The sequence below is a fragment of the Neisseria subflava genome (assembly GCF_003044935.1).
GTDB classification, from domain to species: domain Bacteria; phylum Pseudomonadota; class Gammaproteobacteria; order Burkholderiales; family Neisseriaceae; genus Neisseria; species Neisseria subflava_E.
Genome location: NZ_POXP01000002.1, coordinates 21,550 through 42,419, shown reverse-complemented (window position 1 = coordinate 42,419; position 20,870 = coordinate 21,550). Strand labels below are relative to the sequence as shown.

General features: G+C 48.7%; 22 protein-coding genes, 2 tRNA genes and 1 riboswitch. Of the genes, 15 read left to right on the top strand and 9 right to left on the bottom strand.

The window, feature by feature from the left end; translation table 11 throughout:
• Positions 1 to 141 precede the first annotated feature (141 nt).
• A complete protein-coding gene (locus tag DBY95_RS05830; protein ID WP_107723700.1) occupies positions 142 to 1,284 on the top strand; it encodes an extracellular solute-binding protein in 1,143 nt (380 codons plus the stop codon).
• A 76-nt stretch (positions 1,285 to 1,360) separates the two neighbouring features.
• Here DBY95_RS05830 and DBY95_RS05825 read toward each other — a convergent pair whose 3' ends face one another.
• Positions 1,361 to 1,792: an EamA family transporter gene (locus DBY95_RS05825; protein ID WP_003680126.1), complete on the bottom strand. Its 432-nt coding sequence runs from the start codon at positions 1,790 to 1,792 to the stop codon at positions 1,361 to 1,363.
• 178 nt (positions 1,793 to 1,970) lie between these two features.
• Here DBY95_RS05825 and DBY95_RS05815 point away from each other — a divergent pair, with 178 nt between their 5' ends.
• Complete coding sequence (locus tag DBY95_RS05815; RefSeq protein ID WP_107723699.1) at positions 1,971 to 3,647, top strand: formate--tetrahydrofolate ligase; 1,677 nt, start codon at positions 1,971 to 1,973, stop codon at positions 3,645 to 3,647.
• Positions 3,648 to 3,712: 65 nt separating this feature from the next.
• On the opposite strand, the gene DBY95_RS05810 is transcribed toward DBY95_RS05815, so the two are convergent.
• Together DBY95_RS05810 and fba are read right to left on the bottom strand one after the other, a co-directional pair.
• Positions 3,713 to 4,642 (bottom strand): glycosyltransferase family 2 protein, encoded by a 930-nt coding sequence (locus DBY95_RS05810; RefSeq protein ID WP_107723698.1) that lies wholly within the window; start codon positions 4,640 to 4,642, stop codon positions 3,713 to 3,715.
• A gap of 128 nt (positions 4,643 to 4,770) precedes the next feature.
• Positions 4,771 to 5,835: a class II fructose-bisphosphate aldolase gene (fba, locus tag DBY95_RS05805; RefSeq protein ID WP_070608533.1), complete on the bottom strand. Its 1,065-nt coding sequence runs from the start codon at positions 5,833 to 5,835 to the stop codon at positions 4,771 to 4,773.
• 150 nt (positions 5,836 to 5,985) lie between these two features.
• On the opposite strand from fba, the gene DBY95_RS05800 reads away from it, so the two are divergent.
• The 8 genes from DBY95_RS05800 (at position 5,986) to DBY95_RS05765 (ending at position 12,697) form a co-directional block, all read left to right on the top strand.
• Positions 5,986 to 6,414, top strand: coding sequence for an acyl-CoA thioesterase (locus DBY95_RS05800; protein WP_063069340.1), 429 nt, complete (start codon positions 5,986 to 5,988; stop codon positions 6,412 to 6,414).
• A 1-nt stretch (position 6,415) separates the two neighbouring features.
• Positions 6,416 to 7,312: a tyrosine recombinase XerC gene (locus tag DBY95_RS05795; protein WP_063069341.1), complete on the top strand. Its 897-nt coding sequence runs from the start codon at positions 6,416 to 6,418 to the stop codon at positions 7,310 to 7,312.
• A 351-nt stretch (positions 7,313 to 7,663) separates the two neighbouring features.
• A complete protein-coding gene (locus DBY95_RS05790; protein ID WP_107723697.1) occupies positions 7,664 to 8,596 on the top strand; it encodes an energy transducer TonB in 933 nt (310 codons plus the stop codon).
• Between the two features lie 102 nt (positions 8,597 to 8,698).
• Positions 8,699 to 9,358, top strand: coding sequence for a MotA/TolQ/ExbB proton channel family protein (locus DBY95_RS05785; RefSeq protein ID WP_049332314.1), 660 nt, complete (start codon positions 8,699 to 8,701; stop codon positions 9,356 to 9,358).
• A gap of 3 nt (positions 9,359 to 9,361) precedes the next feature.
• On the top strand, positions 9,362 to 9,799 hold the full coding sequence (locus DBY95_RS05780) for an ExbD/TolR family protein (RefSeq protein WP_101755979.1): 438 nt from the start codon (positions 9,362 to 9,364) through the stop codon (positions 9,797 to 9,799).
• A 132-nt stretch (positions 9,800 to 9,931) separates the two neighbouring features.
• Complete coding sequence (locus DBY95_RS05775) at positions 9,932 to 11,593, top strand: electron transfer flavoprotein-ubiquinone oxidoreductase (protein ID WP_107723696.1); 1,662 nt, start codon at positions 9,932 to 9,934, stop codon at positions 11,591 to 11,593.
• Positions 11,594 to 11,677: 84 nt separating this feature from the next.
• On the top strand, positions 11,678 to 12,529 hold the full coding sequence (gene folP, locus DBY95_RS05770; RefSeq protein WP_107723695.1) for a dihydropteroate synthase: 852 nt from the start codon (positions 11,678 to 11,680) through the stop codon (positions 12,527 to 12,529).
• 92 nt (positions 12,530 to 12,621) lie between these two features.
• Positions 12,622 to 12,697, top strand: a tRNA-Ile gene (locus DBY95_RS05765).
• A 599-nt stretch (positions 12,698 to 13,296) separates the two neighbouring features.
• On the opposite strand, the gene DBY95_RS05755 is transcribed toward DBY95_RS05765, so the two are convergent.
• Positions 13,297 to 13,755, bottom strand: a complete 459-nt coding sequence (locus DBY95_RS05755; protein WP_004518811.1) for an RrF2 family transcriptional regulator — start codon at positions 13,753 to 13,755, stop codon at positions 13,297 to 13,299.
• A 147-nt stretch (positions 13,756 to 13,902) separates the two neighbouring features.
• Between DBY95_RS05755 and DBY95_RS05750 the strand changes: the two genes are divergently transcribed.
• Together DBY95_RS05750 and DBY95_RS05745 are read left to right on the top strand one after the other, a co-directional pair.
• Positions 13,903 to 14,283: a hemerythrin domain-containing protein gene (locus DBY95_RS05750; protein ID WP_070588032.1), complete on the top strand. Its 381-nt coding sequence runs from the start codon at positions 13,903 to 13,905 to the stop codon at positions 14,281 to 14,283.
• Positions 14,284 to 14,369: 86 nt separating this feature from the next.
• Complete coding sequence (locus tag DBY95_RS05745; protein ID WP_070588034.1) at positions 14,370 to 15,527, top strand: NnrS family protein; 1,158 nt, start codon at positions 14,370 to 14,372, stop codon at positions 15,525 to 15,527.
• A gap of 101 nt (positions 15,528 to 15,628) precedes the next feature.
• Here the strand turns inward: DBY95_RS05745 and DBY95_RS05740 are convergent.
• The 3 genes from DBY95_RS05740 to ispB all read right to left on the bottom strand — a co-directional run bounded on the left by DBY95_RS05740 (position 15,629) and on the right by ispB (position 17,147).
• A tRNA-Arg gene (locus DBY95_RS05740) sits at positions 15,629 to 15,703 on the bottom strand.
• A gap of 18 nt (positions 15,704 to 15,721) precedes the next feature.
• Positions 15,722 to 16,168, bottom strand: coding sequence for a DUF441 domain-containing protein (locus tag DBY95_RS05735; protein ID WP_063069345.1), 447 nt, complete (start codon positions 16,166 to 16,168; stop codon positions 15,722 to 15,724).
• A gap of 4 nt (positions 16,169 to 16,172) precedes the next feature.
• Positions 16,173 to 17,147: an octaprenyl diphosphate synthase gene (gene ispB / locus DBY95_RS05730; RefSeq protein WP_070588035.1), complete on the bottom strand. Its 975-nt coding sequence runs from the start codon at positions 17,145 to 17,147 to the stop codon at positions 16,173 to 16,175.
• 263 nt (positions 17,148 to 17,410) lie between these two features.
• On the opposite strand from ispB, the gene rplU reads away from it, so the two are divergent.
• From rplU to ubiM, 3 genes are all read left to right on the top strand, one after another.
• Entirely contained in the window at positions 17,411 to 17,719 is a 309-nt protein-coding gene (gene rplU, locus DBY95_RS05725) for a 50S ribosomal protein L21 (RefSeq protein ID WP_002216394.1), read from the top strand.
• A 27-nt stretch (positions 17,720 to 17,746) separates the two neighbouring features.
• Positions 17,747 to 18,019, top strand: a complete 273-nt coding sequence (gene rpmA / locus DBY95_RS05720) for a 50S ribosomal protein L27 (protein WP_002212328.1) — start codon at positions 17,747 to 17,749, stop codon at positions 18,017 to 18,019.
• 273 nt (positions 18,020 to 18,292) lie between these two features.
• Positions 18,293 to 19,477 carry a 5-demethoxyubiquinol-8 5-hydroxylase UbiM gene (gene ubiM / locus DBY95_RS05715; RefSeq protein ID WP_003680095.1) on the top strand — a complete coding sequence of 395 codons (1,185 nt, stop codon included), beginning with the start codon at positions 18,293 to 18,295 and terminating at the stop codon, positions 19,475 to 19,477.
• A gap of 67 nt (positions 19,478 to 19,544) precedes the next feature.
• Here the strand turns inward: ubiM and DBY95_RS05710 are convergent, their stop codons facing one another.
• Entirely contained in the window at positions 19,545 to 20,222 is a 678-nt protein-coding gene (locus tag DBY95_RS05710; RefSeq protein ID WP_107723694.1) for a 7-cyano-7-deazaguanine/7-aminomethyl-7-deazaguanine transporter, read from the bottom strand.
• A gap of 100 nt (positions 20,223 to 20,322) precedes the next feature.
• Complete coding sequence (queF, locus tag DBY95_RS05705; protein WP_003748427.1) at positions 20,323 to 20,796, bottom strand: preQ(1) synthase; 474 nt, start codon at positions 20,794 to 20,796, stop codon at positions 20,323 to 20,325.
• Positions 20,797 to 20,799: 3 nt separating this feature from the next.
• A riboswitch (PreQ1 riboswitch) is annotated at positions 20,800 to 20,844 on the bottom strand.
• Positions 20,845 to 20,870: the final 26 nt, after the last annotated feature.

Here is a 20,870-nt window from a genome sequence, read left to right as displayed (position 1 = left end):
TTCAATAAAAATCAGATGGATATTGCTTTGCGTTTGCTTACGTTTCCATTACAATAGCCTAACTCTGCGCCGGGGTGTTTATGGGGTGCAGGGTTTCTTATTTATTGACATTAACCACTCTTTCATCAGGAATCTGCCCGTATGAAAAAATCTGTATTAGCCGTATTGGCCGCATTGTCTTTGGCCGCGTGCGGCGGTGGCGAGAAAAAAGCCGAGCAACCTCAAGCAGGCAGCGCGCCTGCTGCCAATGCCGAAGCAGCCGCCACCGATACTTTGAATATCTACAACTGGTCAAACTACGTTGACGAAAGTACAGTCGAAGACTTCAAAAAAGCCAACAATTTGAAGCTGACTTACGATTTGTATGAAAACAATGAAACGCTGGAAGCCAAAATGCTGACCGGTAAATCCGGCTATGACTTGGTTGTGCCCGGTATTGCCTTCCTGCCGCGTCAAATTGAGGCGGGTGCATACCAAAAAATCAATAAGGACTTGATTCCGAACTACAAAAACATCGATCCTGAATTGCTGAAGATGTTGGAAACCGCCGATCTGGGCAATCAATACGCCGTTCCATACTTCTCAGGTGTGAATACGATTGCGATTACGGCGAAGGGCAAGGAGCTTTTGGGCGGAAAATTGCCTGAAAACGGCTGGGATTTGCTGTTCAAACCTGAATACACCAACAAGCTGAAATCTTGCGGCATCGCTTTGTGGGATACCCCGAGCGAAATGTTCCCAATCTTGTTGAATTACTTGGGTAAAGATCCTAAAGGCTCGAATCCTGAAGATTTGAAAGCGGCTGCAGAAGTTTTGAAAACCATCCGTCCTGACGTGAAACGTTTCAGCCCCTCCATCATTGACGAATTGGCGCGCGGCGACATCTGCTTGGCGGCAGGTAACGGCGGCGACTTGAACTTGGCCAAAGCGCGTTCCGAAGAAGTGAAGAACAATGTCGGCGTCGAAGTATTGACTCCGAAAGGCATGGGCTTCTGGATTGAATCTTGGTTGATTCCGGCCGATGCGAAAAACATCGTCAATGCCCACAAATACATCAACTACACGCTTGATCCAGAAGTGGCTGCGAAAAACGGTATTGCCGTAACCTTCGCCCCAGCCAGCAAACCTGCACGCGAAAAAATGCCTGCCGAGCTGGTGAACACACGTTCTATTTTCCCGAACGAGCAAGATATGAAAGACGGTTTCGTCATGCCTCAAATGAGCGCAGATGCGAAAAAACTGTCTGTCAACTTGTGGCAAAAAATCAAAGTCGGTTCAAATTAATTGTGAGCTGATTGTTTGAAGCAAAGCAAAGGCCGTCTGAAATTTTTCAGACGGCCTTTTTTTGATATCCCAATCTTTATCGTTTCAAAGCCAAAGTCAATACGCCTGCGGTTACCAAGCCTAAGCCTATCCATTCCTGCGTGCTTGGGCGTTCGTCTAAGAAAACGACGGCCATCAGGGCGACCAAGACCAGGCTAAATTTGTCGACGGGTGCGACTTGCGAGGCGTTGCCCAGTTGCAAGGCTTTGAAGTAGGCGAGCCAAGATGCGCCGGTAGCGAGGCCGGATAGGATGAGGAATGTCCAGTTGCGGCCGGTAAAGCCGTTCACGCCCTGCCATTTGCCGGTGTAGGTTAAAAACAGTACCAAAGCGGCGAGGATGACCAAGGTACGGATAAAGGTGGCGAAATCTGAATCTATACCCTGTAAACCCATTTTGGCGAAAATGGCGGTCAATGAGGCGAAGCCTGCCGATGCCAATGCCCAAAACAGCCATGCGTTGCTGCTCATGTTTTATTCCTTTGTTTTAAATTGTTGACAATATGAATCCGCTTGTTGATGAAATATCGAAATTTTCACTGCGGTTTGTCTTTGGAAAACGCTATAATAGAACGAATATTCTTTTTCTTCCAGCCGTCTTTATTATATTGTTTCAGACGGCCTTTCCCTCTCTCAATAAAGGAAAATCATGAGCTTCAAAACCGATGCTGAAATTGCCCAGTCTTCCACCATGCGCCCGATTGGTGAAATTGCCGCCAAGCTGGGTTTGAACGTTGACAACATCGAGCCCTATGGTCATTACAAAGCCAAAATCAATCCCGCCGAGGCATTCAAGCTGCCGCAAAAACAAGGCCGTCTGATTTTGGTGACCGCCATTAATCCGACTCCTGCGGGTGAGGGTAAAACCACTGTAACCATTGGTTTGGCGGACGCATTACGCCACATCGGCAAAGACTCGGTTATCGCCCTGCGCGAGCCTTCTTTGGGACCGGTGTTCGGTGTTAAAGGCGGCGCGGCAGGCGGCGGCTATGCCCAAGTGTTGCCGATGGAAGACATCAACCTGCACTTCACCGGCGACTTTCACGCCATCGGCGCGGCGAATAACTTGCTCGCTGCCATGCTTGATAACCATATCTACCAAGGCAACGAGTTGAACATCGATCCGAAACGCGTCCTGTGGCGTCGCGTGGTCGATATGAACGACCGTCAGTTGCGCAACATCATCGACGGCATGGGCAAACCTGTTGACGGCGTGATGCGTCCTGACGGTTTCGACATTACCGTTGCTTCCGAAGTGATGGCGGTATTCTGTCTTGCCAAAGACATCAGCGATTTGAAAGAGCGTTTGGGTAACATCCTTGTCGCTTACGCTAAAGACGGCAGCCCTGTTTACGCCAAAGATTTGAAAGCAAATGGCGCGATGGCGGCATTGCTCAAAGATGCGATTAAGCCTAACTTGGTACAAACCATCGAAGGCACGCCGGCCTTTGTACACGGCGGCCCATTCGCCAACATCGCCCACGGCTGTAACTCCGTTACCGCCACCCGACTGGCGAAACACCTTGCCGATTACGCAGTAACCGAAGCAGGCTTCGGTGCGGATTTGGGCGCGGAAAAATTCTGCGACATCAAATGCCGTCTAGCTGATTTGAGACCTGATGCGGCTGTTGTCGTCGCCACCGTCCGTGCTTTGAAATACAACGGCGGCGTAGAACGTGCCAACCTCGGCGAAGAAAACCTCGACGCTTTGGCAAAAGGTCTGCCTAATCTCTTGAAACATATTTCCAACCTGAAAAACGTATTCGGCCTGCCCGTCGTCGTCGCCATCAACCGCTTCGTGTCCGACTCCGATGCCGAGTTGGCCATGATTGAAAAAGCCTGCGCGGAACACGGCGTTGAAGTTTCCCTGACCGAAGTATGGGGCAAAGGCGGCGCGGGTGGTGCAGACTTGGCGCACAAAGTCGTCAACGCCATCGAAAACCAACCGAATAACTTCAAGTTTGCCTACGATGTTGAGTTGAGCATTAAAGACAAAATCCGTGCGATTGCCCAAAAAGTGTACGGCGCGGAAGATGTTGATTTCAGCGCGGAAGCGTCTGCCGAAATCGCTTCACTGGAAAAACTGGGTTTGGACAAAATGCCGATCTGCATGGCGAAAACCCAATATTCTTTGAGCGACAACGCCAAACTTTTGGGCTGCCCCGAAGGCTTCCGCATTACCGTGCGCGGTATCACTGTTTCCGCAGGCGCAGGTTTCATCGTTGCGTTGTGCGGCAATATGATGAAGATGCCGGGCCTGCCGAAAGTTCCGGCTGCCGAGAAAATTGATGTGGACGCAGAAGGCGTGATTCATGGCTTGTTCTGATTTAGATTGCTCTTGAAATAGACAAAGGCCGTCTGAAACTTAGGTTTCAGACGGCCTTTTATGATTTAAGTGAATTTCAACTGGCTTTTTAAGAAATTGAAGAACTTGTCTATCATGTCGAACATGGTATTGCGGTCTTCGCCAAACAATGAAATGCTGCGGTCTTTGCTGATTCTGTCATAGGCGGCAAAAATGGTTTTCAGCTCTTCAGTGGTCAAGCGCAGTTGCTTTTCGTACAAGATGCGGCTTAAGAGCGTTACTTCCGTCGCATTCAAATCAGGGAAGAGATGACTGATCCACAACTCCATGGTGTATTGGACGGATCTGTTGATTTTGTCTCTTTTTTTGCTTTCTTGAGTTGTGTGTATCCTGTATGACAACAAAGGCTCGGGCAGGTTGGCAAAGGTTTTGCCATGTAGGGCGCATTGCACCCACATATGGAAATCGGGTGCGGTTTCCGTCGCGGTGTAGTTTATTCCGAGGTTTTTAATGCTGTCGTGCCGCCACATGGTGGTGGGGTTGAACATGTTTTGGGCGGCAAAGGAGAGAAAGGCTTTAATGTCTTTGTCGAGCAGGGGGAGGTCGCTTAAAACGGGTTCTCTTCCGGTTTGGTCATCAAAAAAGATGGTGGCTTGGCTGCCGACAATATCGATTTCGGGATGGCTGTCTAAGAATTGAATCTGTTTTTCAAAACGATCCAAGGCGCAAATATCGTCCGCGTCCATTCGTGCCACATATTCGACTTCTACGTCTTTGAGCATATCCATGGCAAATTGGCAGGCAAACGGCTCGCCCCTGTTTTCCGGAAGGTGGAAAACCTGCAAACGTGAATCTTTGGCTGCGTAAGCCTCGAGGATTTCGCCGGTTTTGTCTGTTGAAGCATCGTTGATGGCGATGACGAAAAAGTCGCGGAATGTTTGATTCAATACCGAGTCCAAGCATTCGGGCAAATAAGCTTCGGCGCAATAGGCCGGCAAAATAACGGCGAGTTTCATGTTTGCTTTCGATGTGTTTTGATGTGTAGTCGGTGGAAGATTTTACTATAAATTTCCCAAAAGCTAAGGCCGTCTGAAACCTTATTGCCAAGTTTTCAGACGGCCTTAGTGTTAATCCGATCTACGGATTATTTAACGATTTGGTTCAATTCGCCTTTGGCGTATTTGGTTGCCATTTTTTCCAAAGAAATCGGTTTGATTTTGTCGGCTTGGCCTTCGCAACCGAATGCGAGGTAGCGGTCAAGACAGATTTGTTTCATGGCTTCGACGGTTTTGCTCAAGTATTTGCGCGGGTCGAATTCGGCTGGGTTTTCTGCCATGAAGCGGCGGATGGCGCCGGTAGAGGCGAGGCGCAAGTCGGTGTCGATGTTGACTTTGCGCACGCCGTGTTTGATGCCTTCGACGATTTCTTCAACCGGTACGCCGTAGGTTTCACCGATTTTGCCGCCGTGTTCGTTGATGACTTTCAGCCATTCTTGCGGAACGGAGCTGGAGCCGTGCATTACGATGTGGGTGTTGGGCAGGGCTTGGTGGATTTCTTTGATGCGGTCGATACGCAATACGTCGCCTGTGGGCGGACGGGTGAATTTGTATGCGCCGTGGCTGGTACCAACGGCAATAGCCAATGCGTCAACGCCGGTATCTTTAACGAAACGTACGGCATCTTCAACGCTGGTCAGCATTTGGTCGTGGGAAAGTTTGCCCACTGCGCCGACGCCGTCTTCTTCGCCGGCTTCGCCAGTTTCGAGGTTGCCCAATACGCCGATTTCGCCTTCAACGGACACGCCGCAAGCGTGGGAGAAGTTGACCACGGTACGGGTGGCGTTGACGTTGTATTCGTAAGAAGAAGGGGTTTTGCCATCTTCCATCAGCGAGCCGTCCATCATCACGGAGGAGAAGCCCAGTTGAATGGAGCGTTGGCATACATCAGGAGATGCGCCGTGGTCTTGGTGCATCACGACAGGGATATGCGGGAATTCTTCGACTGCGGCCAAAATCAGATGGCGCAGGAATGGGGCACCTGCGTATTTGCGTGCGCCTGCGGATGCTTGAACGATAACGGGGGCGTTGACTTGGTCGGCCGCCTCCATGATGGCGCGCATCTGTTCGAGGTTGTTAACGTTGAATGCGGGCAGACCGTAGCTGTTTTCGGCAGCATGGTCCAACAGTTGGCGCATGGATACGAGTGCCATGAGAAGCTCCTGAAGTAGTGAAGGGTAAATTTATCCGATAAATTATAATGTTTTTTGCTATGAAAAACTACAAGCTGCTACATTGTTTTTATATATTAACGAACAGGGTCTCGGTTTATAATGGCAGAGTATTGAAAACGGGTGTGTAAAATGGATAGGATTTCGGTGGCCGAGTGTGATAAGCCTTTGTTTCAGACGGACTTGATGGTGCAGGTGGGCGATGTGAACTATGGCGGCCATCTGGCGAACGATGCGGTGTTGCGTTTGTGCCATGAAGTGAGGATGCGTTGGCTGGCGAAGCTGGGTTGGAGTGAAATGGATGCCGGAGGGGCTGGCCTGATTATGGCGGATGCGGCGGTGCAGTATTTGGCGCAAGGTCATCATGGCGATGAGCTGTCGGTGGAAATGGGGGCGGCGGGTGTGGCCGGAGTGGGCTTTTCTTTGTTGTACCGTATCCGCAGGATTTCAGATGGCCTTGTGCTGGCGAAAGTGCAGACAGGTATGGTGTGTTTCGATTATGGCAAGCAGCGTGTCTGCCGTTTGCCTTCGGCATTGAAAACAGCATTGGAGGCCGTCTGAAATGGCGGAATCAAACAATTTTGCGCCCCATTTTGAACGCTATCTGAAAACCTTGCTGCAACAAGGCAAGTCGGAGCATACCGTTTCCGCTTATCGGCGCGATTTGAGTGAGTTGATGCGCCTGTTGCCCGATAATCTGGAAAACGGCCTGCCAACGCGCCGTGATTTTGTGGCGGTATTGAAAAAGCTGTCGCAAAAGGGCTTGAGCGAAAGTAGCTTGGCGCGGAAATTGTCGGTGTGGCGGCAGTATTGCAGTTGGCTGGTGCAGATAGAAGTCATGGAAAGCGACCCGACATTTAATATGAAAGCGCCGCACCTGCCCGAACGCCTGCCCAAAGCGCTGCCGCAAGAGCCTTTAAACCATATCCTTGACCATGCGCCGGTTGATGATGAGTTGGATGTACGCGATAAGGCCATGTTTGAATTGATGTATGGCAGCGGCTTGCGCCTGAGCGAGATACAAGGTTTGAATCTGGACGGTATCGTTTTGGACGAAGGTTGGGTCAGTGTGAATGGTAAAGGCGGCAAGCAACGGCAAGTGCCGTTGGTAGCTAAAAGCATTGCAGCATTGCATGATTATTTGGCAGTGCGTATTGCCAAAGAGGGCGAGCAGGCCTTGTTCACCAATAAGAACGGCGGCAGGCTGGGGCAACGTCAAATCCAAAAACGCCTGCAGGCGTGGGCAGTGCGCGTGGGCAGTGCCAGCCATATCTCACCGCACATGATGCGCCACAGCTATGCAACCCATCTTTTGCAGGCATCGGGCGATATCCGTGCTGTGCAGGAATTGTTGGGACACAGCAACCTTTCCGCTACGCAAGTTTATACAAAGCTGGATTTTGATCACTTAGCGCGCGTTTATGATGAGGCGCACCCAAGGGCGAAACGGAAAAAATGATTTTGTTTGAATCAGGCCGTCTGAAAGAATGTTTTCAGACGGCCTGATGTTTTATGGATAAAAAATACAGATTATTTGAAACCATTTGAATTTTTATCGGTCTGATGAGGTTTCGATATTGATTTAATGTGCGGATAGCATAAACGCCGGAAGAATAGGCTGTTTTGTCTTACCGCTTATCTTTTAAAACGACCTTTTGTTTGATAATATTAGTAATGAGAGCTAATATCATATTATGATATGCAGCCTTTAAAACAGCAGGTCTATAAACTTTCTCTATAAGCATTAATGCTTATTTTGACTGTAAAACGACTTGCAAACGGGAATTGTTGCTATTAACATAACGGAATTATGGATAAAAAACGAATTTTAACTCCAGCCGTCGTGACTTCCGTTGCGTTGATTCACGTCGGCTTGGTTGCACTTTTATGGCACGCGCACAAACCGCCTCCTGTCGAAATGGCGAATATTGAATTTGTCGATTTGGGCGATTTCGGCGGAGGCGACGGCAGCCCTGAGGGCGAAGGCGCACCTGCCGCACCCGAGCCAACCCCCGAACAACCGAAACCCAAGCCGAAACCCAAGCCGAAACCCAAACCTAAGCCTGTCGAGCCGCCCAAACCTGTTATCAAACCTGTGGTAACGAAAAAAGAAAAAGCGGATATCGTACAGCAAAAGGAAAAACCGAAACCTATCGAGAAACCTAAGCCCGAGCCTAAGCCGGAACCTAAACCTGAGCCGAAGCCCGAGCCAAAACCAGAGCCGAAGGCAGAACCTAAACCGTCTCCAAAAGCATCGGAATACTCAGGCAGCAAAACCGGGCCGAACACTGCTGAAAACGGTAAAGGCAACGGCGAAGGCAAAGCCTTGGGCGGAGAAGGAAAAGGCAACGGCGGCGGTACGAAAGGTACAGGCAGCGGCCGTGGCGAAGGCAGCGGATCCGGCAGCGGCGGTGCGAAAGGCGAACATGGCTCCGGTACCGGCGGTGGCGGAGGTGGTGGCAGCGGTACAGGTGCCGGCAGCAGTAAAGGCAATCCGGCAAAAGGAACCTGCCATATTCCGAGACCTCCGTATCCTTCACTGTCCACTGAAAATGGCGAAGAGGGCTTGGTTGTTTTGAAAGTCTTGGTTGGTCCCGGCGGTAAAGTGGATTCAATTAGTGTGAATAAATCAAGTGGTTATAGTCGTCTGGATAATGCAGCGCGTAAAGCCGTTAAAGATGGTAGCTGTCATGCAAGCGTTTGGACTGAATTTAAAGTACCTGTCAAATTCACGCTTGAATAAGTATCTAGGACTAAGCTGATTGATTGGAAAATATATGCTGTTGGGAAATATTTTTAAATGACCCGATAGAAATTTTAATTTTATTTTTAACTTGGAAAAATTATGGATTTAAGTTTAGTTTTCAAATCAGGTGATGTGGTACTGATTGGTGTATTTGTCCTGATGTTGTTGATGAGTGTGGTGACTTGGAGTGTCATTGTGATTCGCTGCATCAAATACCGCAAAGCGAAAAAAGGCAATGCTCAGGTAAAAGAGTTGATGTTGAATGCGTTTACGCTGGCCGATGCTGTACAGAAAGCCAAAGCGGTAGAAGCACCAATGAGCAATGTTGCCGATGAGTCTCTGCGCGCATACCAAAACTACCGTCAAACGACAAGCAAATCGCTGATTGACGAATTGCCTTTGAACGAATACTTGGTTGTTCACATCCGCAACAGCATGTCCCAAACCATGCGTCAGTTTGACTACGGCATGACCGCGTTGGCCTCCATCGGCGCAACCGCTCCGTTTATCGGCCTGTTGGGTACTGTTTGGGGTATTTACCATGCCCTGATCGGCATCAGCGAAAGCGGTCAAATGAGCATTGCTGCGGTAGCCGGTCCGATTGGTGAGGCTTTGGTATCGACTGCTGTCGGCCTGTTTGTGGCGATTCCGGCCGTATTGGCGTACAACTTCCTCAATCGCGGTACAAAAACCATCGCGCAAGATATGGACGCATTTGCACATGACCTGCATGTCCGCCTGCTGAACCAAAAGGATTAAACCATGGCTTTCGGATCAATGAATTCCGGCGATGATGCGCCGATGTCGGATATCAACGTTACGCCTTTGGTGGACGTGATGCTGGTGTTGCTGATTGTATTTATGATTACCATGCCGGTGCTGACCCACTCAATTCCTTTGGAGTTGCCGACTGCTTCGGAAAAAGCGGCGAAAGAGGATAAGCAGCAGCCTAAAGATCCTTTGCGTTTGAATATTGATGCCAACGGTGCTTATGTCGTTGGCGGCGATTCCGATACCAAAGTGGATTTGGCAACGGTAACTGCCAAGCTGAAAGAAGCCAAAGCGAAAAACGAAGATGTGATTGTGGCGATTGCGGCGGATAAAGCGGTTGAATACGATTACGTCAACCAAGCCCTGCAAGCAGCGCGCGAAGCCGGTATCAGCAAAATCGGTTTTGTAACGGAAACTAAAGCGCAATAATCTCTTTGAATAAGTAAAGGCCGTCTGAAATTTGAGTAAAGTTTCAGACGGCCTTTTGTTGTATTTGGTAACTATATGTCCAAGCTGTATAATTAGCGGATTAAATTGAATAATGACAATACAGGAACCACTATGACAGAAACCATCGAGCGCGACAGTATGCAATACGATGTCGTGATTGTCGGCGCAGGCCCGTCGGGTTTGTCTGCCGCCATCAAACTCAAGCAGCTTGCCGAAAAGAATGGACGTGAAATCAGCGTTTGCGTGGTGGAGAAGGGTTCGGAGGCCGGTGCGCACTCGCTTGCCGGTGCCATCATCGATCCGATTTCTTTGAATGAGCTGATTCCTGATTGGAAAGAAAAAGGCGCGCCGCTGACGCGTACAGTGACGAAGGACAGGGTTTTGTTCCTGACCGAGAAAAAAGCCTTCAACTTGCCGGTTACCCCGAATTTCGACAACCATGCGAACTATATTGCCAGCTTGGGCGAAGTCGTGCGCTGGCTGGCGGAGCAGGCGGAAAATTTGGGCGTGGAAATCTATCCGGGCTTTGCCGCCGCCGAAGTGCTGTATCACGAAGACGGTTCGGTCAAAGGCATTGCGACCGGCAATATGGGCATCGGCAAAGACGGCGAGCCAACCGACAGTTTCCAACCCGGCATGGAGCTTTGGGCGCAGCAAACCATATTTGCCGAAGGCTGCCGCGGTTCGCTTTCCAAACAAGTCATAGAACGCTTCAAACTCGACCAAAACAGTCAGCCGCAAACTTACGGCTTGGGCATCAAAGAGATTTGGGAAGTGCCGTCTGAAAAACATCAGCCAGGTTTGGTGATGCACAGCGCAGGCTGGCCGCTCGACAGCAAAACCTACGGCGGCTCGTTTATTTATCATTTTGACGACAACAAAGTCGCTGTCGGCTTTGTGGTCGGTTTGGATTATCAAAACCCGTATCTGTCGCCGTTTGAAGAGTTCCAACGTTTCAAAACCCATCCTGAAATCCGCAAAACCTTTGAAGGTGGCCGCCGTATCGCGTATGGCGCGCGTTCGCTGATTGAAGGCGGTTTGCAAAGCCTGCCGAAACTCTCGTTTAAAGGCGGCGTTTTGGTCGGCGATGCCGCAGGTTTCCTGAATATGCCACGCATCAAAGGCATCCATACGGCCATGAAATCCGCCATGCTTGCCGCAGAAGCAGTGTTCCCTATGTTGGAAAACCTCGAAGAAGTGGAAAGCTTCGACAGCGGCAAAGAGGCCACCGATTATCAGCAACGTTTTGAACAAAGCTGGCTGTATCAAGAGCTTTACGCCGCGCGCAATGTCCGTCCGTCATTCAAATGGGGCGTTTACCTCGGCTCAATCTATACCGGTATCGACCAAATGATTTTCAGAGGCAAAGCCCCTTGGACTTTGAAACATCACGGCAAAGACAACGAGCAGCTCAAAAAAGCCTCCGAATGCAAGCCGATTGATTATCCGAAGCCCGACGGTGTTTTGACCTTTGACCGTTTGAGTAGTGTTTTCCTTGCCAACCTTGCGCACGAAGAAAACCAGCCCGACCATTTGGTGCTGAAAAATCCGCAGGTCATGATAGACGTAAACTACAAAGAATACGCCTCGCCCGAAACGCGCTATTGTCCGGCCGGCGTATATGAGATCGTCGAAGAAAACGGCAGCCCGCGCCTGCAAATCAACGCCGCCAACTGCGTTCATTGCAAAACGTGCGACATCAAAGACCCGACGCAAAACATCACTTGGATTTGTCCTGAGGGTGCGAGCGGACCGAATTACGGCGGAATGTAATTTACTGTTTTGAAGTCAAAACCTAAAGGCCGTCTGAAAAGTTTCAGACGGCCTCTATCCTATTATTTCATCAATGGAAGCATTATGAACACACGCATTTGGCAGGCAGGCCGATTTGAAATCGCCTTGGACAAACCGAAAATCATGGGCATCGTCAATCTGACCCCCGATTCATTTTCCGATGGCGGCACCTATTCGCAAAATGTCCAAATAGCATTGGCACATGCCGAGCAGCTGCTGAAAGACGGTGCGGATATTCTCGATATCGGCGGCGAATCTACCCGCCCGGGTTCGGATGATGTTTCTCTCGAAGAAGAATGGTCCAGGGTGCAGCCGGTTTTGGCGGAGGTGGCCAAGTGGAATGTTCCCGTCAGCTTGGACACGCGCCGCACGGTGATTATGGAAAAAGCCTTGGCGCAAGGCGGCATCGATATTATCAACGATGTTGCCGCATTGAGTGATGAAGGTGCAGTCGCATTGCTGGCGCAACAGCCGAAGACAGGCGTGTGTCTCATGCACATGCAGGGTTTGCCCAAAACCATGCAGCTTAATCCGCAATATCAAGATGTCGTCGAAGAAGTTGTGCGTTATTTAAAAGCACGCGCGGCAGAATGCGTTCAAGCAGGTATTGCCCCTGAACGCATCACACTAGACCCCGGCTTCGGTTTCGGCAAAAACCTGCAACACAACATTACCCTGATAAAACATTTGCCTGAATTGATGGACGCAACCGGATTCCCACTTCTGATCGGCGTGTCGCGCAAACGTATGATTGGCGAACTGACAGGCGAACAAGATGCCGCCAAACGTGTACACGGCAGCGTTGCAGCCGCTTTGGCCACAGTGGCTAGAGGCGCGCAAATCATCCGTGTTCACGATGTCAAAGCAACATCGGACGCTTTGAAAGTTTGGGAAGCATTGGGCATATCGGCATAATACCCGAATAGAAAACCAACAGGCCGTCTGAAACATTTTTCGGCATTTTGAACAAGCAACAAGTTATGCTATAATCCGCGTCTACTCTTGACGGGTCTGTAGCTCAGGGGTTAGAGCAGGGGACTCATAATCCCTTGGTCGTGGGTTCGAAACCCACCGGACCCACCAAATATTAAAAATGCCCGAGGCTTTTGGCTTCGGGCATTTTTGTATTTATTGGTTTGTGAAGGGTTGGAATATAATGTCGAGTATAGCAATTCGGTTATGTCGTCCAATATGTTTTTTAGGGAAAATTCTTTTTAAAAAAGAAGGAGTAGTTTGGTGGAGTTATTGCCTTATTTTCTGTTTTTTTTAGTATTTGTGTATTTTATTGTAATTATCATTAATCTAGTAATGCTATATAAAATATCAAAATTAGAAGGGATGAATGCGGGTTTTTTTGAATATCTGTTTATTGCTAGAAGAATGCAATTTAATTTTTTCAAGGTGCTGTTTGGAGTGCAAAAAATCTCCAATAAATTTTATTTGAAAGTATTAAGAATAAATTTTACGGTTGCTATGATTATTCTTATTTTAGGTTTTTCTATTGTCTTATATTCGACATATTTAGTATAAAAATTAACCTATAGAATGAAAGTCAGCTATTTAAGTTGTAGAGTGTTTTGTAAACCAATGCCGTCTGAAAATCTTCATTTCAGACGGCATTTTTTATTATTTAAGTAATACCATTTCAGTATGACTGGATTGTTTTCAGACGGCCTGAAGATTTAGTCGGCCGTTCCGCGTATTTCGTTGATTGGGATGCGCGGTGTATAAAGTATGTCGTAAGTCGGCTTGTCCAGCAGATCTTGCAGTGAATATTGATCTAAATGATTGAAGAAGGCTTTGATGGCGCCGGTGATGATGCCGGTCAGTCGGCAGGATGGGGTGATGAGGCATTCGTTGTTATCGCCCATGCATTCAACGACCTGCATCGGCTCAAGATGGCGTACAACTGCACCGATATTGATGTTTTCAGGATTGTCTGCCAAGCGTAAACCGCCGCCTTTGCCGCGCACACTGACCAGAAAACCGCCTTTGACTAATGAGGTAACTACTTTCATCAAATGGCTTTTGGAAATATTGTAAGTCTCGGCAATGGTGCCGATATTGACGAGGGTGTCGTCGTTGATGGCGGTATAAACCAATACGCGCAATCCGTAATCGGTATGTTGGGTCAGATACATGGCTGGCTCTTTGAATATTTTTTCTTATATGTCAAAAGGGTAGTGTTTGGTAAAGGGTTGTTTGACTTTATGTGGGATTGGGTTTCATAATATCTGAAACATTTAAATTAATCCAGTTTGACAAACTGTTACCATTATAACGAACTTATGAAGCCCTTGAAACGCCATCCTGCCTTAATAGAACTTTCCCGCGAACATCATGGCTCGCTATCGTTGTGCGTCCGTCTTCTGCGTACGCCCGATCAAAGCCATCAGGCGGAGCTGGAGCCTCATTTTGTTGAGCTTGAGCCACATTTTTTGGAAGAGGAAACCATGTTTGCTCCGTATTGGGATAAAATTGACCCTGCGTTGCAGCAGCGTTTTGAAGGCGATCATGCCAAATTGCGTGCGATGATGGCGCATCCTGAATATATGAATGAATCATGGAATAAGGAGTTTGCTGTCACTTTGCGCGATCATGCGCGCTTTGAGGAGCGCGAGCTTTTCCCTGCGATTGAACCTTTTTTGCCTTTGCCTGAAAATGTGTAACAGGTAAAGGAGTCGATGGCCGTCTGAAAAGTTTCAGACGGCCTCTGTTGCTGTTTTATGATGATATAAAAATTGAAGGAACCACCATGACCGATTTGTTCAAACACCCGGTTTGGGCAATGGCCTTCCGCCCGTTTTATTCGTTGGCGGCTTTGTATGGCGCATTGTCTATACTGCTTTGGGGCTTCGGCTTTCAGGGTATGCCTGAGTTGCCGGGTTTCTATTGGCATGCCCATGAAATGATTTGGGGCTATGCCGGATTGGTTGTCATTGCATTCTTATTGACGGCCGTGGCGACTTGGACAGGCCAGCCGCCGACACGCGGTAAGGCGTTGGCCGGTTTGACCGCATTTTGGCTGTTGGCCCGCATTTGTATGTTTATTCCTGGTTGGGGGGTAACGGCAAGCGGCATATTCGGTACGATTTTTTTCTGGTATGGCGCGGTATGCATGGCTTTGCCGGTAATTCGTTCTCAAAACAAGCGCAACTATGTTGCCGTGTTCGCTATTTTTGTTTTGGGCGGCACCCATTTCGCCTTCCATCTGAAAGTGCAGCCGTTTGATGCCATTGCGCTGATGACCGGTTTGCAATCCGGTTTGATTATGGTGGCCGGATTTATCGGTTTGATCGGTATGCGGATTATCTCGTTCTTTACGTCCAAGCGCCTGAACGTGCCGCAAATTCCCAGCCCTCAATGGGTAGCGCACGCTTCACTTTGGCTGCCTATGCTGACCGCCATGCTGATGGCGCATAACATTTTGCCGGGACTGGCCGCGTTGTTTGCTCTGGCTGCCGGTGTGATTTTTACCGTGCAGGTGTACCGCTGGTGGTATAAAGCCGTGCTGAAAGAGCCTATGCTTTGGATTTTGTTTGCCGGCTATCTGTTTACCGGCTTGGGTTTGATTGCGGTCGGTCTTTCCTATTGGATTTCAAACTTCCTGAATTTGGGCGTGCACCTTATCGGCGTTGGCGGTATCGGCGTGCTGACTTTGGGCATGATGGCGCGAACTGCGCTTGGCCATACCGGCAACTCCATTTATCCACCGCCTAAAGTGGTTCCTGTTGCCTTTTGGTTGATGATAGCCGCAACGGTTGTCCGTGTTTTGGCAACCTTTGTGAGCGGTACGGCATACACGCACAGTATCCGTTGCTCCGCCGCTTTGTTTGCCGCCTCTTTGCTGTTGTACGCATGGAAATATATTCCTTGGTTGATCCGTCCGCGTTCGGATGGTCGTCCGGGTTAACGGTTTGGCAAAATGAGAAGGCCGTCTGAAAAGTTTCAGATGGCCTTTATTATTGATAATAAAAAAGCCTTTCAGAATATGAAAGGCTTTTATTGAAATTATGGCCTCGCCAACAGGAATCGAACCTGTATTTTACGCTTAGGAGGCATACGTTCTATCCGTTGAACTATGGCGAGGCGGTAAAGGAGGGGATTTTAAACCTTTCCGGCAAAAAAAGACAATAAGCCGGCGGCAATCAAAGGGCCAACCGGAATGCCGCCGACAAAGGCAACGCCGATGACCGTGCCGATTAATAATCCGGTTACCAAAACAGGCTGTTCGCTCATCAAGGGAACGCCGCGTCCGGCAAGCCAGGCAACCAAAATGCCGATAAGGACGGCGGCAATCATTTTAAAATTGATAAACTCGGACAGCGGCGGAATCTGGATTTTACCGGAAACCAGCGGGCTCAATACACCGATGGTCAGCAGGATGATGCCCAGATACAAACCGTGTTTTTCCACCAAGGGAAGATATTGCGACAAGGCCGTCTGCTGCATGAGCAGCAATACCGCTGCCGAAATCGTAATCGAGTTGTTGTTGCTGACGACGCCCAAAAAAATCAGCGTAACCAGAAACAAAGGGACAAAGCTGAAATTCATCGGATTAAGATACTCGGGCCAAAGATTCTTTTGCCAGTTGGATCATGGCTTCTTTGACTTCGCTGTCAGGCAACACGTTCAATGAAGCGATGGCTTTGTCGACGGCTTTTTTCGCCTCGGAAATCGAATACGGCAAAGCGTCGGAGTTGACGACATAGTCGTGGATTTTTTCAAAATAGTTGCGGTCGGCATTTTCCAAAGCATGGCGCACATCGTTGGCGGCCTGTTCGGAGCCGTTTCGCATCAGGTAAATCAATGGCAGGGTGGGTTTGCCTTCTGCCAAATCGTCGCCGACGTTTTTGCCAATTTCTTCGGTTTCGCCAGAATAGTCCAATACATCGTCAATGATTTGGAAAGCCGTGCCGACGTACATGCCGTAGTCTTTTAGGGCTTGCTCGTGTTCGGGGGAAGCCTTGCCCAAAATTGCGCCGACTTGTGCGGCCGCTTCAAATAGTTTTGCTGTTTTGTATTGGATAACTTGGACGTATTGCTCTTCGGTAATATCCGTATTGCCGATGTTCATCAGCTGCATGACTTCGCCTTCGGCGATGATGTTGGTCGCATCTGCCATCACTTCCAAGATACGCATGCTGCCCGAACCGACCATCAGTTGGAAGGCGCGTGTATAGAGGAAGTCGCCGACCAAAACAGCCGCCGCGTTGCCGAAGAGGTTGTTTGCGGTTTTACGGCCGCGGCGCAAATCGCTTTCATCGACGACATCGTCGTGCAGGAGGGTGGAGGTGTGGATGAATTCCACCATCGCTGCCAGCGAGTACAGTTTTTCATCGTCATGCCCGACTGCTTTGCCTGCCAAAATGGTAATAATCGGACGCAGGCGCTTACCGCCCGCGCTGATGATGTATGTGCCGATTTGCGAAATCAGCGCAACATCGGATTGAACAGCTTGGTTGATGACCGCATTAACTTTGGCAAGGTCATCGGGCAGGTGGCGTTGGAAGTAAGGCAGGTTTTCGAGCATAAAACATTCTCTGTTGATAAAACGGAGCGGTGGCTCCAATGAATCTGTTTAAACCCGTACATTCGGTCGGGGTAATAACGTTGCATAAAGATATCAGCAATCCAGCGCGTGATTATATCAGTTAAAAAGCATGCAACATATCTTTCAGACGGCATTTTCACTTGTAAATAAAATAAATTTTGACAAAACAGGCAAATAGAAATAGAATAGCTCGTTTCGCACATGGTGTGCGGAATGTTAACCTAATTCTCATGGAGTTGAGTATGTACGCGGTCGTAAAAACCGGCGGTAAACAATACAAAGTTTCCGTTGGCGAAAAATTGAAAGTAGAACAGATACCAGCCGAACTCGACAGCCAAATCGAACTGACTGAAGTTTTGATGATTGCTGACGGCGAATCTGTAAAAGTAGGCGCACCTTTTATCGAAGGCGCAAAAGTAACAGCTAAAGTCGTTGCTCATGGTCGTGGCGAGAAAGTACGCATTTTCAAAATGCGTCGTCGCAAACACTACCAAAAACGCCAAGGCCATCGCCAAAATTTCACCCAAATCGAAATCGTGGCAATCGCCTAATTTCAAGTAAGTTCAGGAGTATTACAAATGGCAAGTAAAAAAGCAGGCGGTAGCACCCGCAACGGTCGCGATTCAGAAGCCAAACGCTTGGGCGTTAAAGCCTACGGCAACGAGCTGATTCCGGCAGGCTCTATCATCGTTCGTCAACGTGGTACTAAATTCCACGCAGGTGACAACGTAGGCATGGGCAAAGACCACACTTTGTTTGCTAAAGTCGACGGTTACGTTGAATTCAAAACCAAAGGCGCGCTGAACCGTAAAACTGTCAGCATCCGTCCTTACACCGGTTCTGAAGAATAATCGTTTTACGATTGAAACCGCATTCCTTTTCGGAATGCGGTTTTTGTTTGTCAGACTGTTTTGTCTGTTTGATAAAATCCGTATGTCGTGAAGCTTGATTTATATTAAGGCCAAAGTAAAAACGTGCTTACAATCGATGGCCTTTGTTTTATTCTATCGACTCTTTCTATATAATCTATCAAATGCCTTTGATTTACCCTCATGTAGCTAAACACAGTAAACTTAAGGCCGTCTGAAAAAATCCGTATCAGTTGAATACAAGGAATTCCTCCCATGAGCTTACACAGTGATATTCTCGTCGTCGGCGCAGGCCCTGCCGGATTAAGTTTTGCCGCAGAGTTGGCCGGAAGTGGTTTGAACATAACCCTGATTGAAAGAAGTCCTTTAGAAGTGTTGCAAAATCCGCCGTATGACGGCCGTGAAATCGCATTGACGCACTTGTCGCGTGAAATCATGCAGCGATTGGGTATGTGGGATTTGATTCCAAAAGACGAAATTTATCCTTTGCGCGATGCCAAAGTGTTGAATGGCCATTCCGATTACCAGCTCCACTTCCCGCAACCTACTCAGGCGCGCGGCGAGCCTGCGGACTGCTTGGGCTATTTGATTTCCAATCACAATATCCGTAAAGCCGCTTATGAAGTCGTGTCCAAATTGGACAACGTCAAAATTCTGACCGGCACCAATGTTAAAGAAGTCAAAACTTCTGACGATGAGGCGCAAGTCATTTTGGAAAGCGGCGAAGTATTGACCGGCCGTCTGTTGTTGGCCGCCGATAGCCGCTTCTCGCAAACGCGCCGCCAATTGGGCATTTCTTCCGATATGCACGATTACAGCCGCACCATGTTTGTGTGCCGCATGAAGCATACTCTGTCCAACCTGCATACCGCATATGAATGCTTCCACTACGGCCGTACCATTGCGTTGCTGCCTTTGGAAGAACACTTGACCAATACAGTGATTACGGTGGATAGCGATAAAGCCGAAACAATTAAAAACATGTCGCCGGAAGAATTGGCAGCCAGCGTGAAAGAGCAACTCAAAGGCCGTTTGGGCGATATGGAATTGGTCAGCACCATTCACAATTATCCTTTGGTCGGTATGATTGCCCAACGTTTCTACGGCAAACGCAGTGCGTTGATCGGCGATGCCGCAGTCGGTATGCATCCGGTTACTGCGCACGGTTTCAACTTGGGTTTGGCAAGTGCTGATCTTTTGGCTAAATTGGTGCTTGAAGCCGAGCAACGCGGTCAGGATATTGGTGCGAAGAGCCTGCTGGAAAAATACAGCACCAAGCATATGCTCCACGCCCATCCGATTTACCACGGTACCAATATGCTGCTGAAACTCTTTACCAATGAAACTGCTCCGGCAAAACTGCTGCGCGGTTTGGTATTGCGTGCAAGCAATAACTTTCCGCCACTGAAAAAACTGATTACCAAACAATTGACCGGTTAATTGTTTAAAACATAAAAGGCCGTCTGAACGATTAAAGTTTCAGACGGCCTTGTTTTTTATCTACTGCTTATTCGGCTAAAACCGATTCGGGCATTTCTTGACAGACGTTTAAGGAAGTCAGTTTTTTGGTCAAGATGCTCAATACTATGCCGTAGGCAGGCAGGAAGAAGAGGGTGCAGATGGCAAGTTTGAACAGATAATCGACAAATGCGATGCCCTGCCAGTTTGCCGCCATAAATTCATCGTTGCTCGCATAAAAGGCAACGGCAAAAAATACCAGCGTGTCCAAAGCGTTGCCAACAACGGTGGAAGCTGTGGGGGCAATCCACCATGATTTCAGACGGCGTAATCTGTTGAACACGAAAATATCGAGGATTTGCCCGAGCGCATAGGCGGAAAAGCTGGCCAATGCGATACGGCCGACGAAGGTGTTAAATTCGGCTAAAGATGCCCAGCCTGTCCAGTTGCCGTCATGAAAGAGGACGGAGAAGACGTAAGAGAGCAGCAGGGCCGGGAGCATAACCCAAAAAATAATCCGTCTCGCCAACGGCGCGCCAAAAATGCGCACGGTCAGGTCGGTAGCGAGGAAGATAAAGGGAAAGGAAAATGCGCCCCAAGTGGTAAAGATACCGAAAATTTGAAAGGGGAACTGCACCAGATAGTTGCTGGCGGCAATAATAAAAATATGGAACAGCACCAGCCAGAAGAGCGCTTTCTTCTGCTGTGCGGCGGTAAATTCGTACATGGAAATCTTTCGGAAGTTTTTCAGACGGCATGAAGCCTTGCGAGACTGTGCAATAGAGAAAGTCTTACAATGAAAAGGGCGTTAGACCGTCTGAATAGGATTATTGTGCATCGTGCTCAAACAGGCGTTTGCGCGCCAAAGCTTCAAACTCTGTACCTGCTTTGCCGTAGTTGGCAAACGGATGAATGGCGATGCCGCCGCGCGGTGTGAATTCGCCGAATACTTCGATGTATTTCGGATCCATCAGGGCGATGAGGTCTTTCATGATGATGTTGACGCAGTCTTCATGGAAGTCGCCGTGGTTGCGGAAGCTGAAGAGATAGAGTTTCAGTGATTTGCTTTCCACCATTTTGATATGGGGGATGTAGCGGATGTAGATGGTGGCAAAGTCGGGCTGGCCGGTCATCGGGCAGAGGCTGGTGAACTCGGGGCAGACGAATTTGACGAAATAGTCGTTGTCGGGATGTTTGTTGTCGAACGCTTCCAAAATTTCAGGCGCGTATTCGCTCGGGTATTGGGTTTTCTGGTTGCCCAAAAGGGAGATGCCTTGCAGCTCTTCGTTGTTGCGGGACATGAGGTTTCCTTAGTTTTTTAATGTGGGAGGTTTTCGAACCACGGGGTGCGGATTGTAATATAAATTGAATGGCT